The organism is Segatella copri, from assembly GCF_003465495.1.
Classification (GTDB): Bacteria; Bacteroidota; Bacteroidia; order Bacteroidales; family Bacteroidaceae; genus Prevotella; species Prevotella copri_G.
Window position 1 is genome coordinate 1 of the sequence record NZ_QSAV01000062.1, and the last position, 15,232, is coordinate 15,232.

The 15,232-nt window shown below is 39.8% G+C and carries 13 protein-coding genes; 11 read left to right on the forward strand and 2 right to left on the reverse strand.

Annotated elements, in window-relative coordinates:
• Positions 1-76: 76 nt before the first annotated feature.
• Entirely contained in the window at positions 77-1,285 is a 1,209-nt protein-coding gene (locus tag DWV53_RS13920; RefSeq protein WP_118155054.1) for an alpha/beta hydrolase family protein, read from the forward strand.
• A 171-nt stretch (positions 1,286-1,456) separates the two neighbouring features.
• Here the strand turns inward: DWV53_RS13920 and DWV53_RS13925 are convergent, their stop codons facing one another.
• Positions 1,457-2,872, reverse strand: a complete 1,416-nt coding sequence (locus DWV53_RS13925) for an ATP-binding protein (RefSeq protein WP_118155057.1) — start codon at positions 2,870-2,872, stop codon at positions 1,457-1,459.
• Between the two features lie 323 nt (positions 2,873-3,195).
• Positions 3,196-4,563, reverse strand: a complete 1,368-nt coding sequence (locus tag DWV53_RS13930; protein ID WP_118155060.1) for a DUF3843 family protein — start codon at positions 4,561-4,563, stop codon at positions 3,196-3,198.
• 239 nt (positions 4,564-4,802) lie between these two features.
• On the opposite strand from DWV53_RS13930, the gene DWV53_RS13935 reads away from it, so the two are divergent.
• The 10 genes from DWV53_RS13935 to DWV53_RS13970 all read left to right on the forward strand — a co-directional run bounded on the left by DWV53_RS13935 (position 4,803) and on the right by DWV53_RS13970 (position 15,126).
• A complete protein-coding gene (locus tag DWV53_RS13935; RefSeq protein ID WP_118155063.1) occupies positions 4,803-6,749 on the forward strand; it encodes a DEAD/DEAH box helicase in 1,947 nt (648 codons plus the stop codon).
• Between the two features lie 298 nt (positions 6,750-7,047).
• Positions 7,048-8,694, forward strand: coding sequence for a hypothetical protein (locus tag DWV53_RS13940; RefSeq protein ID WP_118155066.1), 1,647 nt, complete (start codon positions 7,048-7,050; stop codon positions 8,692-8,694).
• Positions 8,695-8,878: 184 nt separating this feature from the next.
• Entirely contained in the window at positions 8,879-9,238 is a 360-nt protein-coding gene (locus tag DWV53_RS13945; RefSeq protein ID WP_118155069.1) for a hypothetical protein, read from the forward strand.
• Between the two features lie 49 nt (positions 9,239-9,287).
• The gene (locus DWV53_RS13950; protein ID WP_118155072.1) at positions 9,288-10,571 is read left to right on the forward strand and encodes an ETX/MTX2 family pore-forming toxin; all 1,284 of its coding nucleotides are present in this window, start codon (positions 9,288-9,290) and stop codon (positions 10,569-10,571) included.
• The gene (locus DWV53_RS13955; protein ID WP_118155075.1) at positions 10,568-10,906 is read left to right on the forward strand and encodes a hypothetical protein; all 339 of its coding nucleotides are present in this window, start codon (positions 10,568-10,570) and stop codon (positions 10,904-10,906) included. Before DWV53_RS13950 ends, DWV53_RS13955 begins: the two co-directional genes overlap by 4 nt.
• A gap of 11 nt (positions 10,907-10,917) precedes the next feature.
• A complete protein-coding gene (locus tag DWV53_RS15865) occupies positions 10,918-11,064 on the forward strand; it encodes a hypothetical protein (protein ID WP_181992513.1) in 147 nt (48 codons plus the stop codon).
• A 55-nt stretch (positions 11,065-11,119) separates the two neighbouring features.
• Positions 11,120-12,988: a hypothetical protein gene (locus DWV53_RS13960; protein ID WP_118155078.1), complete on the forward strand. Its 1,869-nt coding sequence runs from the start codon at positions 11,120-11,122 to the stop codon at positions 12,986-12,988.
• 67 nt (positions 12,989-13,055) lie between these two features.
• A complete protein-coding gene (locus DWV53_RS13965) occupies positions 13,056-14,063 on the forward strand; it encodes a hypothetical protein (RefSeq protein ID WP_147468807.1) in 1,008 nt (335 codons plus the stop codon).
• 33 nt (positions 14,064-14,096) lie between these two features.
• The gene (locus tag DWV53_RS15870) at positions 14,097-14,243 is read left to right on the forward strand and encodes a hypothetical protein (RefSeq protein WP_181992514.1); all 147 of its coding nucleotides are present in this window, start codon (positions 14,097-14,099) and stop codon (positions 14,241-14,243) included.
• A 58-nt stretch (positions 14,244-14,301) separates the two neighbouring features.
• Complete coding sequence (locus DWV53_RS13970; protein WP_118155084.1) at positions 14,302-15,126, forward strand: carboxypeptidase-like regulatory domain-containing protein; 825 nt, start codon at positions 14,302-14,304, stop codon at positions 15,124-15,126.
• The last annotated feature ends 106 nt before the right edge of the window (positions 15,127-15,232 follow it).

Genomic DNA, 15,232 nt, shown 5'->3' on the forward strand with positions numbered 1-15,232 from the left:
ACTTCTTGATTTTCAATCAAAGTCCAATTTAGAGCGAGTTACCTTACATAACTAATCTTATAAACGATACAACAGAATGAAAAGGATTATTACATATAGTATCATCGCATTGTTGCAGGCGTCGGTGGCGCTTGCTCAGACCTCTTCGAAGCCGAAGCTTCAGAAGCGGGAGAAGTATGAATGGCAGGGAGAGATTCCTACCTATGTAGAAACGCTGAAGAAGGAACTGACCTATCCGATGGCTTGGGGAAACAATCCGATTAAGAACTTTAAGAAGTGGAAGAAGGCGGCAAGGGCGAAGGTGTTTGAATGCATGATGACGCCTCCGAAAGCGGCTGCGGCTTGGGATATGGAAGTATTGGGCGAGGAACAGAGAGACGGATATAAGGCGCAGAAAATCGCCTTTAATATCAACGCCTATTCCCGAATTACGGCTTATCTCCTGATTCCGGATGGCAAGGGCCCGTTCCCAACAGTCAATGCGCTTCATGATCATGGCGCTCATCTCTTTATCGGAAAGGAGAAGATGATTCGCCCTTTCTTTACTCCGGAAGAACAAGATGCTCCAGCGAAGCAGGCACTCTGTCAGGAGATCTTGGATGATGCGGATGCGTGGGCAAGGCAGCTTTATGATAATCAGTACGTGGGCGATTATCTGGCGAAACATGGTTACGTGGTCTTTTCGGCAGATGCTCCGATGTGGGGAGAACGAGGCCGCAAGGAGGGCGTGGACAGAAACAAATACGACCTGATAGCTGGCAACATGATGATGCTGGGTAGAGACCTCTCTGCTTTCATGACTTACGATGATATTTCCAGCACCGAGTTCCTGGCTTCGCTGCCGATGGTAGATGCGAAGCGTATCGGATGCGTGGGCTGTTCGATGGGAGCCTATCGCTCGTGGATGCTCTCTGCATTATCGGATAGAATCAAGGCGGGTGCTTCCATCTGTTGGATGATTACCACGGATGCGCAGCTTACCCGGAGATTCGGAAGGAAGGAGAATGGCGGTTTTGCGAATTGTATCCCCGGTCTTCGCCAGTATCTCGATTATCCCCACATTGCTTCCCTCGCCTGTCCGAAACCGATGCTCTTCATCAATGGCACAAAAGACAAGCTCTTCCCGGTGCCTGGCGTAAAGGATGCTTTCGCTGAAATGCACAAGGTTTGGAAGAGTCAGGGAGTAGATAATCTGCTGGATACGGAGCTTTGGGAAATCCCTCATTCCTGCGGACTGAAGGCACAGGAGAAAATGCTGGAGTTTCTGGATAAGAATTTGAAATAGGGGTTAACAGAGTTAACAGTTAACAGCTGTTTTTCTGTACCTTCTTCTCTTAAATATCAAAAGTCTACTACGCTAACGCCATTTTTTAAGGGGTTAGCGTAGTAGACTTTTGTGTTTTTACTTGCAACCAAGTTTTAAATCATTACCTTACGGAACATAATTTAGGTTAGCTCAATGATGCAGCAAACTTGCCACTTCTTCTGGCAATATCACCTTGCAGGGCTGAGGACCAGGTAGGGGCTTTTCTCTTAGGAAAAGGAGGTATATTACATTCTTTCCCTGGGCAAATGGGGCGAGAGCCACCTTTCTCTTCAGCTTTTCCAAGAGTCGGTCGGCATAATCAGGGGCTGTCCATTTACATTCTCCTACAAGTATTGTGTTCTTGTCAAAGAGGTCTTCTGCAACAACATCAAATTCAAGTTCCTCGTTGCCGACAGGGGTTTTCTTGCCTTCTTCAAAGATGGGAACCTTGCCCCACCAGCGTGAGGCTTCACCCCATGTGTGACCTTCTATGTCGCTACCAGAGACAGCCAACTGGCACAGTCTTTCCCAAACCTCGGCAACATGACCGTTGAAACCGTCATTGATGAATTTCTTTGCGATGTTGCCACGACCCAAGGCTATCATAGACTTGTTTGGCTCGATGAATCTGTAATAGAAAGCCATGAATGGGTCATCTATCCGATAAAGAATCTTCTTTGTCTTCTGCGGATTTTCGCCAAATGGTACTTCCTTTCTGAGGAAAGCCATTTCAGTCAGAATTTTTATCGGTTTGGCAAGCTCTGCCGTAGTCTTGCCAAGAGCATCGGAAATGCTGGAATACTTCTGCTTTCCACTACCCACCGCAAGCATGATAGATGAATAGGGTGCGATATCTGATACCTCATCCATAAACAGACGGGTAGGCTCGTCATAGAGATTTCCCATTTCGTCTAATATCAGTTCCTGGACGGCTTCTTCCAAAGAGCCGAATTTTTCTCGTTGGCTCCAGTACTGGGGCACTCCTCCCCATATAGAGTACTCTTCCACAAGTTCCTTGGCTGAGGTGTTGATGATTTCTTGCCACCAAGGCAACCTAACAGGACGCAGGGTGAAAATGCGGTCAGCTCTGCCATAAAGAGGTTCTGAGCCCAGTAAGAGTCCGTGCATCATTCTTTGCGAAGAGCCGCAGATGATGATGTTGCAGCGCAATTTATCTATTCCTGCAAGACGCAAGTCGAGGATTCGTTGTAGATTAGAAGGTAAGGCTGGATCTTTCTGAACAAGATATGGGAACTCGTCCAAGACAAGTGTTGCGTTTTCCTTGCAACGGTAGTTGAAAGCCATGATGATGTCTTCCCAGGAAGAATACACAGGGCTGTCGAAGCCCGGATATTCCGTGCCTATGGTGCGTGCCAACAGACTTAGCTGGGTAGTTTTCTCGCTTAGGTTGGCTTCAAAGTAAATGTCTCCATCTTTCAACACTCTTCTGATGAGAGTTGATTTTCCAAGTCTCCTTCGTCCGTATATCACAATGAAGCTTGAAGCTTTAGACTCCAAAGCTGTCTGTAAAACAGCTTGTTCCCTGATTCTATCTACGAATTTCATAATTAGTGATTTTAGAATTACTAACTGCGAAATTACTAAAAAATAATGAAGAGATTGTACTTTGTTACATATTTATATGGAAAATTACGTATATTTAATAATTGCTGCAAGCTGATAGCTCTTTAATATTGTTTGAAGACAGCAAAAGAATGTCTGTCAACATTTATAATAAAAAGAGCGGAAGAACAGCTGGGGTTAACAGAGTTAACAGTTAACAGCTGATTTTCCGTTCTTTCTTCTATAAATCTGTAAAAGTCTACTACGCTAACGCCTTAAAAAATGGAGTTAGCGTAGTGAACTTTTTGAGTGTGCTGAATGCGTCTTTACCACAACTCCTTAGGAGATAGGTCTTTATCCTTCCTGCCCATCAGGTAGTAATCGGCAAGGAACTGGAGGTTTGCCTGCGTAATCTTCAATCCTTCTTCCTTTACATACTGGCTTGTAAAGATGTTTGCGTCAGGAATCAGGTTGTTTTCTATCAGTTTACAGACAATTTCGTAAGGGAATGGGAGACCATTGCCGCTGATAATGCCAAAGCTGTCGGTCTCTGCACGCTCCTGTACATAGTATGGGTTTTCAGGCGATGCGATGCAATGAGCCAGACCGAAACTGATGTTGATGCCTGTGTATGGACTTCCGCTTAAGATGATGCCTTTCTCGTATTTCTGAGGGAATCGGATGTCCTTTGGCAACTCGAATTCAATCTCCTTGAGGAATTCCTTCAGCGTCTTCACATCTTCCAGGAAGATGAACTTGTCTTCGTATCCCTTCGCCTTGAGCAGATTATAGTCGTGAATCGCCTTCTCATGATCCACCTTTTCATATTGCTCAGTAGCCTTCTTTCTGAACTCCTCATCCTCCCAAAGTTTGTGGGTAGGCATGTTCCTGCAAATCTTGCAGAGCCATTCGTAAGAAGTGAGCGCCAGGAGATTGTTTCTGCCGGCGATGGTCATTTCCAACTGCACAGAATAAGCGAGCGGTTCGGTGAGACCCTGAGGCGAGTTTGCCATCTGCTGGAGGGTAAACTGCAGGCGCTTCTGGTTGCCTACGTTGAAATAGCAGCCATAATGGAACCACGCCAGGGTGTCGCGACGGTGAATCTCATCCAACTCCTTGTTCTTCTCGATTTCCTCTTCGGTCGTTTCAGCGTTGCCCTCTATCTCAGGCATTTCGCTGAGATAAGTCAGAAGACGCTCGTTTTCCGGGGCCGTTTCATACTCTCTGTCGAGGATGATATAGGCAAGTTTGGCAGCCAGTTCCAGAGTTCCGAAGAGGAAAGGAACGGCTTCCTGTACGAAACTGCTCTGCTGGTAATGGTGCCAGAGCAGGAACTTGACATCAGCGATGTTGATTTCCTCAGGGTCGTAAGCCGGGTCATCTTCGTTGAGCGGACTCTTGATGAATTCGCTTTCTTTCTCATAGAAAGGAATGTAGGTGCCGTAGCGCTGCTTGCATTCTTCCGTGAAAGTTTTCCAGATGCCTGTGCCCGAAATCACATCTTCGAAATAACCGGCAATGCTGAGTGCCAGCTGCTTGGCTTCATCCATATTCTTGAAGTTATGGGTGTAGCACGCCTCGTCAAGAGCGTGGTATATTTCGTTGGCGAGTTCTGTATAATACAGATCTGTTTCGTCTGCTTTTTCGTATGGATGCAAAGCAATCCATTCTTGGGTGAAAATAACTTTTTTCATATATTTCAAGTTTTCTTGGTTATCTGTTTGTTGTAACTTTCATGCAAAGGTAATAAAATATTGCAGAAATCTGCAAGAAATTCGCAGTTTTTTCGTATCTTTGCACCCGAATTTAGGCAATCTTAATAAAAGCGTATGATTGCCGCAAGCGTTTCTGAAGGATTTTGCACCCTAATTCATGGCTGGGAGGGTGAATTCGGCCTTCCATTTAGATTATAATGAATTAAGGTTAAAAAGATTTGAAGACATTTGAAGAATTAGGCGTGAGCGAGGAGATTCGCCGTGCCATCGAAGAGCTTGGATTTGAGAATCCAATGCCAGTTCAGGAAGAAGTAATCCCATATTTGCTTGGTAATAAGAACGACGTGATTGCGTTGGCGCAGACCGGTACGGGTAAGACTGCATCTTACGGTATTCCGGTTATCCAGAAAACTGATGCCAAAAGCAAGCAGACACAGGCTATCATCCTCAGTCCTACACGTGAGCTCTGTCTCCAGATAGCAGACGATTTGAACAGTTTTGCCAAGTACATCGACGGTTTGCATATTGCCGCAGTTTATGGCGGTACCGACATCGGAAGCCAGATTCGCACCCTGAAGCATGGTGTGCAGATTATCGTGGCTACCCCTGGTCGTCTGCTCGATTTGATTAATCGTGGCGTGGCTCAGTTGGAGAACGTGAACAACGTGGTGCTTGATGAGGCTGACGAGATGCTGAACATGGGCTTCTCTGAGAGCATCAATGCCATCTTTGAGAACGTTCCGGAAGATAGAAACACCCTGCTCTTCTCGGCTACCATGAGCAAGGACATCGAGAAGATTGCCCTCAACTACCTGCACGACCACAAGGAAATCGTAGTGGGTTCGCGCAACGAGGGTGCTGAGCATGTAAACCACATCTACTATCTGGTAAATGCCAAGGACAAGTATCTCGCCCTGAAGCGTGTGGTGGATTTCTATCCACGCATCTTTGCGATTATCTTCTGCCGCACCAAGTTGGAGACTCAGGATATTGCAGATAAGCTCATCAAGGATGGTTATAATGCAGAGGCGTTGCACGGCGACTTGAGTCAGCAGCAGCGTGACCTCACCATGCAGAAGTTCCGCAACCATACCGTTCAGTTCCTGGTGGCTACCGATGTGGCTGCTCGTGGTCTGGACGTAGATGATCTGACTCACGTTATCAACTATGGTTTGCCTGATGATGTGGCAAGTTACACCCACCGAAGCGGCCGTACCGGTCGTGCCGGCAAGAAAGGAACATCCATCTCTATCATCCATACCAGAGAGAAGTTCAAGGTTCGCCAGATTGAGAAGCAGATTGGCAAGGATTTCGTGGACGGCGTATTGCCTACCCCAGAGGAAATCTGCAAGAAGCAGCTCTTCAAGACCATGGACGACATCATGAAGACCGATGTGGATGAGGATCAGATTGAACCATACATGGCAGAAATCAACCGCCAGTTTGAGTACATCGACAAGGAGGACATCATCAAGAAGATGGTGACCATCACCTTCGGTAAGTTCCTCGATTACTATAAGAATGCTCCTGAGATTATCAAGCCTGAGACCGGCAAGGGTTCTCGTGGCGGTGAGGGTCGTGGAAATCGTGGCGAAGGCCGTGGCAAGGTTTCCAATGGCCGCAGAAAGCATGAGACAGAGGCTGGTTTCAAGCGCCTGTTCATCAATCTGGGTAAGGCTGATGGTTTCTATCCGGGCGAAATCATGCAGTATCTGAACAAGCACGTGAAGGGTCGCCAGGAGGTGGGTCACATCGACCTGCTGAGTAAGTTTGCCTACATCGAGGTGCCTGAGGAGGATGCTAAGCGCGTGATGAAGGCATTGAATGGTACTGAGTACAAGGGCAGAACCGTGAGATGTAACGATGCTGATGAGGAAGGTCATGGCAGAGCAGCCCGTGGCGGACGCAGTTCTGAGGGCAGAGGCGGTCGTGGTTCAGAAAGAGGCGGACGCAGCCGCAGAGGTTCTTCTGATGATGCAAGAGACTCTCGTGATGCTCGTGGAAAGGGAGGACGTGGAAGCCGTGGCGGAAGAAAGTCTCGCCCTCAGGAGGATACAGGCGATTGGCGCCAGTTCTTCCAGAACAACGACAACGTGAAGTTCAAGGGTGAGGAGCCAAACTTCGAGGAAGAAGGTTGGGCTCGTCGCAGACCTAAGAAGAAGTAAAGCATTGCATGATGAAGTAAAGTAATTCATGTGGCTATAGTTATCATAGTAAAGAGCATTCTTTCTTGTAAATCAAGGAGGGGTGCTCTTTCCGTTATGATTCTTGTGGGAAACATCAAAGTTACTATGCTTTTATGAATAATCTTCGATATTTAGACTTTTTCTTTTGATGTTTTTTGTGTATGTTGTTGATTACCAGCTTGGTTGCTGTAGATGAAATTTTCTTATATTTAGACCTGGTTTTTACTTCTATCTAAAAATAAAATTGTATTTTTGCAGATTAAATAACTATTGATATATGAGAAAAGTAACTTTATACATGATCTTGGCTTTTATGGTAGCACCAATCTTTGTTTCCTGCTACCAAAGTCATAAGAAAGAGTTGGGCGTGGCTTATGCACTAGCTGAGACTGAACCGGATAGTGCCTTGGCGTTTTTGAACCATATAGAGCAGAGAAAACTTTCTGAAGAGGATATGGCGAAGTATGCCCTCATTTATTATATGGCACAGGATAAGTCTGGTTTGAATGTGGATAACGATTCCTTGATTCGCATAGCATATGATTGGTATGAGGAACACCAAAACGATTCGCTCTATGCTACAGCCTTGTATTATATGGGAGAATACTATAGGCTTGTTGATAGTATAGTACTAGCGAAGGCTTGTTTGGAAAAATCCTATAATTTGGCAAAAAAGAAAGATGATGATTATTTGATTTCGCTTTCATTAGATAAGTTAGTGAGAGTAGAGGGAGAATTGAATCCACATAAAGCTATGAAACTTGCAAGAAACTTAGTCGAATTCTATGATAAGCGACCTCAATTACCTCTTAAGAATAAAGTGTATGCTAGACTTCGTTTAAGTACAAGCCTCTTAGATATCGATAGTTTACACTCTGCATTAGATGAAAATTTGCTAGCTCTCAATGATGCAAAAGCGTTGAAAAACAAAGAGGTTATGTCTGATGTTTGTCAAGATTTGGCTTTTGTTTATGGTGAACTTGGTAAAAAAGATAGTAGTTTGTATTATGCAAAAATCGCAAGTAGTCAAAGAAACCCAGAAGATGTTACTTGTCAATTAGAATTGGCTTTTGCCTTTTACGATGTTGATTCTCTAAATGAAATGTTTGCAATTTTAAATAACCTTAGTCCAAAATCAAGGGAAGACAAGAATAGTATCCTTTATCTAAAAACTTTGGGGGCAATAAAAAATAAAAATATAAATTTAGCCATATGCTATACCGATTCTGCAAGTGATAATTACGAAAATGCATATCGCAAAGCTGTACAAGGGAAATACAACTATTATGCCTCTTATATAAATAACGTAAAGGAAAAAGCAGAACTAAAAGGTAAGGCGAAAATGCAAAGATGGGTGTTACTGCTATCTCTTTTATTACTTATTTCTTTACTTATATTTATTGTGTACGCTTATTTCACATACAAAAAGCGGATTGCCCTTAAAATACAGCAAGAGAAAGAGCTTGCTGCGACGAAGTTGATTCATGAACAAGAGTTGCATGAACAGGAAATGCTGATGACAGACAAATTACATAAGGAAGAGATTGCTCATAAAGAAGCTCAACTGGTAACCATGCGTGGTTATTTGCTAAAGAAAATAGAAATTGTGGAGAAATTGAATTCTATCGGAGAAAAAGGAATTAAACATTTAGTCTTGTCAGAGGATGACTGGGTGGAATTAGAGATGTTTTTGGAGGGTGTAGAGGATTTGTTTGTAACAAGGTTGAAAAAACAACATTCAAATTTGACTCAAAACGACATTAGGCTTATGATGTTGCTACGCCTGAAGTTGCCTCAGAAGTCTTTGGCTTCAATTTATTGCATTAGCGAGAAAGCCATCAAGCAAAAATTGTTCTTATATAAGGAGCGAGTAGGCATCAAAAATGAGCATATTTCATTGCGAAAATACATTGAAACATTTTGAAAAATCCATTCGAAAAGTATTTTTAGACCTTGTTAAAACTGGGGGGGGTGAATAAAACCTATTGTATATAAAGTTGTTGTGCGATTTTTGCCACGTTTAATAAATAGACCCAAAAAGTTTGTGTTATAGCCAAAAGATAGCTAATTTTGCAACCGAAATTTTAATTCATTAAAAGAGAGTCGTTATGAGAAAGATGATTATGGTAATAGGTTTGTCACTGCTTTTGGTTGTTCCAACTCATATGGATGCCAAAGAAGTCTACTTCCGTCATGGAAGTAAGGATAGTGGAAAAGCACGTACTGTACTTCCACAAGTAACTGGTGATTTAGAAGCAGAAGAGTTAACTCTAGATATCTATAGATATGCTGGGATTGCTCAAATCTGCATATCTGACGATAATGGTAATATGGTACAAACATATTCTGAAGTAATCCAAGGCAAGAATACTATGCATTTGCTGTTTGGTGATTTGTCTAGAGGTCTGTATACAATTGTGGTGACTCTAGGTAGTAATATCTATATAGGAATAGTAGACATAATTTAGTCAATCTTTTGGAAACATTATTATAAGTATAACTAAAATTATCACGCTTATGAAAAAGTATTTGAGTGTTTTGATGTTGGTAAGTGCTATCGTTTTGTCAGCTTGTTCAACAAACGATAGTTTTGATTCTATCTTAGCAAAAAGTAATCAAAGTGAGATAGGGCAAGATTATGCTGTTGGTACAGGTTCTGGTTGTATTGTTCCTTTAGACTCGACGTGCGTGAGAAAGAAAGTACAAACAAGAGCCTATAATGACAACGATGTTAGTGAAGAACTTAGCCAATTGGACGAGGTTCCTATATACTTACAAGTTGCAGGAAATACATCAAACCTACAATTTCTTAGTGCCTCTAGCCAAGGTAAAGAGCTTTCACTTGCAGCATTTAATGAAGAAGATGAAGGTCTACAGTTTTATCTGAAGATATTGCCTGCTACAGCTGGTATCCCATACTTAATTTATTCCACGAAAACAAAGACCCCAATAAGTATTGGAGCATATTCTAATGCTCCAGATGTAAAGGTTGTGTATGCAATGAAGGAAAGTACAACATCTTTGTTTGGAGCGTCATGGGATATAAAAAAAGCGGATTATTCAACAGATGCATATATCTTGGAAAGTCAAGATTATCCTCGACAAGGTAGTAGTGGTAATTGGTATGACATATATTATAGCGTAATAACTGCTAATGGAGCGAAATTATCATTGGAAAAATATTCCAAAATGGCAAGACAAGAATTTAGAATAATTCCTGTTGAGAAGTTTAATGTGGAGAGTGTGGAGTTTGATACAGATGCGGGTGTTTTAAATAAAGTTCCTAATGTGCTATATTCTGAGAAATATACAAATAAGGGTCCGATAGCTCAAACTTATTCTTTCAAGGTGCAAGAGTCATATAGCAAATCTTCCAGTTTTAATAAGAAAACCTCTTATAATGTTTCTGTTTCAACGGAGATAAAGACTAGGGTTCCTTTTATTGCAGAAGGTAAAATTACGACCTCTGTCTCCGGAGGGCAAGAGTTTACATATGGAAAAACTGAGGCAAAGACAGTTACAATAAGTAGGGAATATCCTGTGAGTGTTCCTGCAAATTATACTGCTCAATTGTCTGTTGTATTCTATAAATATAATATGGATGTCGATTATGTTGCAACTTGTGTTGGTGTTACTTCTGGCAGACGAATAAAGATTAAAGGAAAATGGAGCGGTGTAGATGCTCAGTTTGTAGATGCTGTTCTAAATCTTACACCTATAGATTCTTCTACAGCTTCTAGTCGAAAGATAATAATCACAAAGCAAATGTTAGATTCAGGTAAGATAATTAAGGTAGAATGAAAAAATACTGTTTTGTAGCATTTAATTTGTTGGCTTCTTGTACAGTGATTCCTACAAGTTCGCATTTTGCTGATGGACAGTTGACTTTGAACCTAGACAAACAGACAGTAATAGAACGATATGGAAATCCTTTCTCGATGGATATTTCTATTGATACGGATTCTGTATTAAAAGAACATTTGTATTACAAAGAAGCAGTAAGAGTTAAGAATTGTCCTTTTATTGTTACGACAAAGTTGGATTTCCATAATGGTAAGTTGTATAAAATGTACCAATTTGATAAAATGGTAGGAAATGTCGCATTAGAGGCTGATTCTGTAAAAGTAGAACATTAAATAAAATAATTATGGACAAAATGAAAAAGTTTGTAGACTCTTTGGATTTAGAAGAGTTGTCTTCTCGTGAAGAATTTGTAGAAATGTTGGCAGCAGACAATAAGGAACTGGATAAAGACCAAGAAGGTCTTTGGATTGTTGGTTGGAATGTTGCCTAAGACTTTAAACAGCGTGTTGTCAAGGGCAACACGCTGTTGCTAGAAATTTGGTGTTATGGATTATAGAAAAATATTGCAAGAAAGGCTTAATCAAGAAATTGAGAATCTGTCAATAAGTATAGAAACAAAGAATAGTTTGCAAAATGCAATTTGGGGTTCTTTGTCGTTTTATACTTGTTTGCCGATTGATATTTTGAATAGTGTCCCCGATTCAAAGAAATATTTAGACCAAGTGATAGAACTGTCAGTTAGTTCTAGTTTTTATTTGGTCTCTTTAATCATGGTCGATAAACTGATAGATAACCAAGAAAAGGTAAATGGGGCTATTGTGGAATATTTGTTCTTTGTAAAAGAGGAGGCTATCAAAAAATTACAAAATCTTTTTTTAAATAACACCTTATTTTGGAAAACATTTCAGTCTTTGAAGTGTTTGGTGTTCTCGGCTTCACAATGTAGATGCAAAGATTTTGAAGGGGATAACGAAAAATTGTTAACAATTCTGCTAAATAAAAGTGCCCTTGTAAAACTATACGTTGTATCTATGAAACTAATTGTGCAAGAACAGATTGACTGGGACAATATATTAGAGTCTTTAAAGTCTTTCCATATTGCTTTTCAATTGCTTGATGACTATGAAGATTTGAAGGAAGATATTCGTTCTGGTCAGCTAAACTATTATTTGGCTCAAGAAAAAAATGTAGATTCTGAATCTGAAGAAGTTGAAGTGCAACTTAAAAAGTTAATGGCTACTGAAATTGTTGAAAATGGGCTAATGATAGCAAGAAAAAATGCCTGTCTCGCATACAAGGCTTTTGGGAAAATGAGCATGAAACATAGCCAGCAGGTTTCAAGTGTGTTGGTCAAAGAGATTGATTTTGTGTTGACAGATATACATCTGTTAAAAATAAAGGCTGAAGCAAAGGCAAAATTGAGTAATGTTTTGGTAAAGAACAATCAGCTGAATATTGCATTGTTAAGAAGTAAAGCCTTTATCTATAATAATCAAGAGATAGATGGCTCTTGGAAAGACTTTTTGACTTTGGCAGGTGATGGTCATAATTGGATAACAGCATTTGTTATATCCATGTTTGCTGAATTTGAAGACAATAAAAAAGATTTGAAAAAAGCAATGGCATGGTTAGGTGAAAATGGTGGCAAATACAATCAAAATGTGTTTAACGATGCTGATTCCATGAATTTTTACCTTATAGCTAAGTATATGATGGGAGAAGCAATTGAAAAAGAGGATGTTATTCAATGGAAAACCTTCTTGCATGATTCTGGTGGATTTTCGACCTACGTAGGAGATTCTATAAAAGAAGTTATAAATATGTCTGTAAGAGAAAGCGTGAAAGGATGGACTACGGAGCAGGCTTGTGTATCTGCTGTTGCTTGTTGGGCTGCTAGTGTTATTGGAAATCAAGAAATTTTTAAAAAGGGAGTTAAATTCTTGGAAATGAATGTAGAGGAGGACGGTCATTTAACATCTTATTGGTGGTCAGAAGATTATTATGCAACATCTTTTGCTATAATGTGTGGATTTAAAGGAAAAACTTTAAATTTTTTACTTGGTGCTCAGCAGCCATCAGGTTATTGGACTAATTTGGGAAAACCTTCTGTTTTTTATACAGCTTTGGCTTTAAAAGCTCTTGAGCATGTGTACATTAATGAAAAAGGAAGCGTATTGAGAGGAATTATTACTAAGGGAGTTAGATGGATTTTGAGCCAGCAATATGAAGACGGAAGCTGGAACTCTGAATATATATTGAGAATTCCTAAACCATCAGTAAGGCATCCATGTAAAAATGAGGTTTATAAAAAAACATCATTTGGATTTGGAATAATAACGGATGATTACAAGAGAGTTTTTACGACAGCTTTAGTTTATAATATTTTGAGAGTTTATAAAGAGTATGTGCAATAGTATTTCTTTTACAAAATTTAATAAAAATCATTCTGTGTTGCATGTGAACAATAGAATGCATTTCCTTATGGATGATAGTAAACGCCAGTTTTTGGAGCAGGAAATCTCTTTGGGTCTAAAGATAGATGACTTGTGCCATGAACTAGAGAAGCGAGGGGGAAGCAAAAATGAGGGAACCTTTGGGCTGCAGAATTTCCAACTAAAGGTAGAGATAATATCAGGACGTGTAATGAATAAGATCGTTTTGCCATTTCGTTTTTTGTTTAATAAGATAATAATGAGTTTAATTATAGCGTTGACTTTTGGAATATGTGCTTATGGAATGCGTCAAGACTATGACTTGTATATAAATGATAAGGTGCCATTGTTAGTGGCGTCGATTGTTTTTATCGTAATGTGTATATTTCATGAGATTGGACATTCTAGTGCATGTAAATACTATAAGGTTCCAGTCAATGGTGTTGGTTTTGGTGTTGCAGCATATAGACCAGTTATGTTTGCTGATGTAACAGGCGCTTGGTATTTAAGGTTGAACCAAAGGTTGGTTGTAAATGTAGGTGGTGTCTATTTCCAGTTGATATACACCTCAGTTTTTTTCCTTTGGGGTATATTGACACAGAATCCATGTCTATATAATCTTGGGAGTTTGCTTTTGTTTTCTGTCTGTTATCAGTTTATACCATTCTTTCGAACAGATGGGTATTGGATTTTGGCAGATTTTTTGAATGAGCCAAACTTGTATAATAAATCGTGTGATATGGTAAAGGACAAGATATTCTGTAAAAAGAAACTTGGTAGTAGTGAAAAAAGGTGCTTAGCTTATTTCTTTATTACTGAGGGATTTGTTGTTGTTACATTAATATTGTATATGTTTTCTAATTTTACTTTTTTGTTGTCAATGCCTCATTATGCAATGGACTTTGTGCAAAAAATGAAAGATGGTGATTTCAACATATTCTTAAATCTGCAACTGAAGGATGTGTGGAATATTCTGTTCTTCTATATAATATGTAAAAAGTTGTTTTGCATCGTAAATGTATATTTATTTAAGTGTTATACTAAAGGGGTAGTGTAACGTAGATAAAAAATAACCCCAGTGAAATAAGCAATGAGACAAAGTGAAGTAAAAAAGCTTGTAGACTCTTTGGATTTAGAAGAGTTGTCAAGTCGTGAGGAACTTGTTGAGATGGTTTCTGCACAAGAGTTTGACAAAAACCAAGATGTGACGCTTCTTGCTTGGAACATCCCAATTTAATTTAAATGTAGAACTAGATGAGTGGGCAAGGTTTTGCCCACTCTTTAAAACTTGGAACATGAAGAGATTTTTATTTATTCTAATTGTTTGTGAACAGATGGCTTTAGCATGTGTTGCTGCAAACAGAACCATTAAAGGCCATATTGTGGATGAATCTGGTCGGAATGTAGAGTTTGCAAGTATACATGCGGATAGTATTTATGCCGTGTCTGATAAGGATGGAAACTTTTCATTAGTGGTACCTGATGGTATGAAAAAAGAAATAGTTATTAGTCACATCAGTTATCAAATGTGTAGAATTCCTTTTGGTGTTTATAGTAAGAATAATGAATTAAACATTACACTAAAGGAAAAGATTAGTAACTTGTGTGATATAACAATTGTATCTGGAAAAAAGCAGAAAAGTATTGTTGATAGGGGTGTGCGCGCACCTGGTGATGTAGCTTTTCATAATGTTCAAAATACTCAATACGAAACAGGACCATTGTTTTCAGTAAACAAAGATTGGTTTGTGAAAAATGTCAAGTTGCGTGTGCAGAAATGCTCTTTTGCATATTGTACAATTCGTTTAATTGTCTATGAAATTATAGGCACGCAATTTGTCCCGATTCAGCATCGACCAATCTACATACAAGTGTCTAAAATCTCCGATAAAAAAGATTTTTTTGCATTGGTAGAAGAACCTTTAAAACTGAAACATAATCATAAATATTATATTGGTGTAGCTGTTATGGCAAGTAGTGGAAATGGTGAAATACATTTCCCAGCTTATTTTAAGAAGGGATGTGTGAGAAATCTGTGTACAGATAGAAAAAAGAATTTCCCTGTAACATTGGGAGTTTCTGTTTATGGAATGCCGGCAAGACACCATTTAGCCAAATAACATGGGTAGTCATAAAAATAATTGTACTTGCATTTATTGTGCCTTTTTCTTCGTAATTTATATTTTGTACTTCCCTGAAAAAGGTTGTCATTTAGGAACAAACAGA

What these genes read in the sequence shown, in the direction of transcription:
- DWV53_RS13920 (WP_118155054.1), top strand. Translation starts at nt 77, where the DNA reads ATGAAAAGGATTATTACATATAGTATCATCGCATTGTTGCAGGCGTCG.
- DWV53_RS13925 (WP_118155057.1), bottom strand. Translation starts at nt 2,872, where the DNA reads ATGAAATTCGTAGATAGAATCAGGGAACAAGCTGTTTTACAGACAGCT.
- DWV53_RS13930 (WP_118155060.1), bottom strand. Translation starts at nt 4,563, where the DNA reads ATGAAAAAAGTTATTTTCACCCAAGAATGGATTGCTTTGCATCCATAC.
- DWV53_RS13940 (WP_118155066.1), top strand. Translation starts at nt 7,048, where the DNA reads ATGAGAAAAGTAACTTTATACATGATCTTGGCTTTTATGGTAGCACCA.
- DWV53_RS13945 (WP_118155069.1), top strand. Translation starts at nt 8,879, where the DNA reads ATGAGAAAGATGATTATGGTAATAGGTTTGTCACTGCTTTTGGTTGTT.
- DWV53_RS13950 (WP_118155072.1), top strand. Translation starts at nt 9,288, where the DNA reads ATGAAAAAGTATTTGAGTGTTTTGATGTTGGTAAGTGCTATCGTTTTG.
- DWV53_RS13955 (WP_118155075.1), top strand. Translation starts at nt 10,568, where the DNA reads ATGAAAAAATACTGTTTTGTAGCATTTAATTTGTTGGCTTCTTGTACA.
- DWV53_RS15865 (WP_181992513.1), top strand. Translation starts at nt 10,918, where the DNA reads ATGGACAAAATGAAAAAGTTTGTAGACTCTTTGGATTTAGAAGAGTTG.
- DWV53_RS13960 (WP_118155078.1), top strand. Translation starts at nt 11,120, where the DNA reads ATGGATTATAGAAAAATATTGCAAGAAAGGCTTAATCAAGAAATTGAG.
- DWV53_RS13965 (WP_147468807.1), top strand. Translation starts at nt 13,056, where the DNA reads ATGGATGATAGTAAACGCCAGTTTTTGGAGCAGGAAATCTCTTTGGGT.
- DWV53_RS15870 (WP_181992514.1), top strand. Translation starts at nt 14,097, where the DNA reads ATGAGACAAAGTGAAGTAAAAAAGCTTGTAGACTCTTTGGATTTAGAA.
- DWV53_RS13970 (WP_118155084.1), top strand. Translation starts at nt 14,302, where the DNA reads ATGAAGAGATTTTTATTTATTCTAATTGTTTGTGAACAGATGGCTTTA.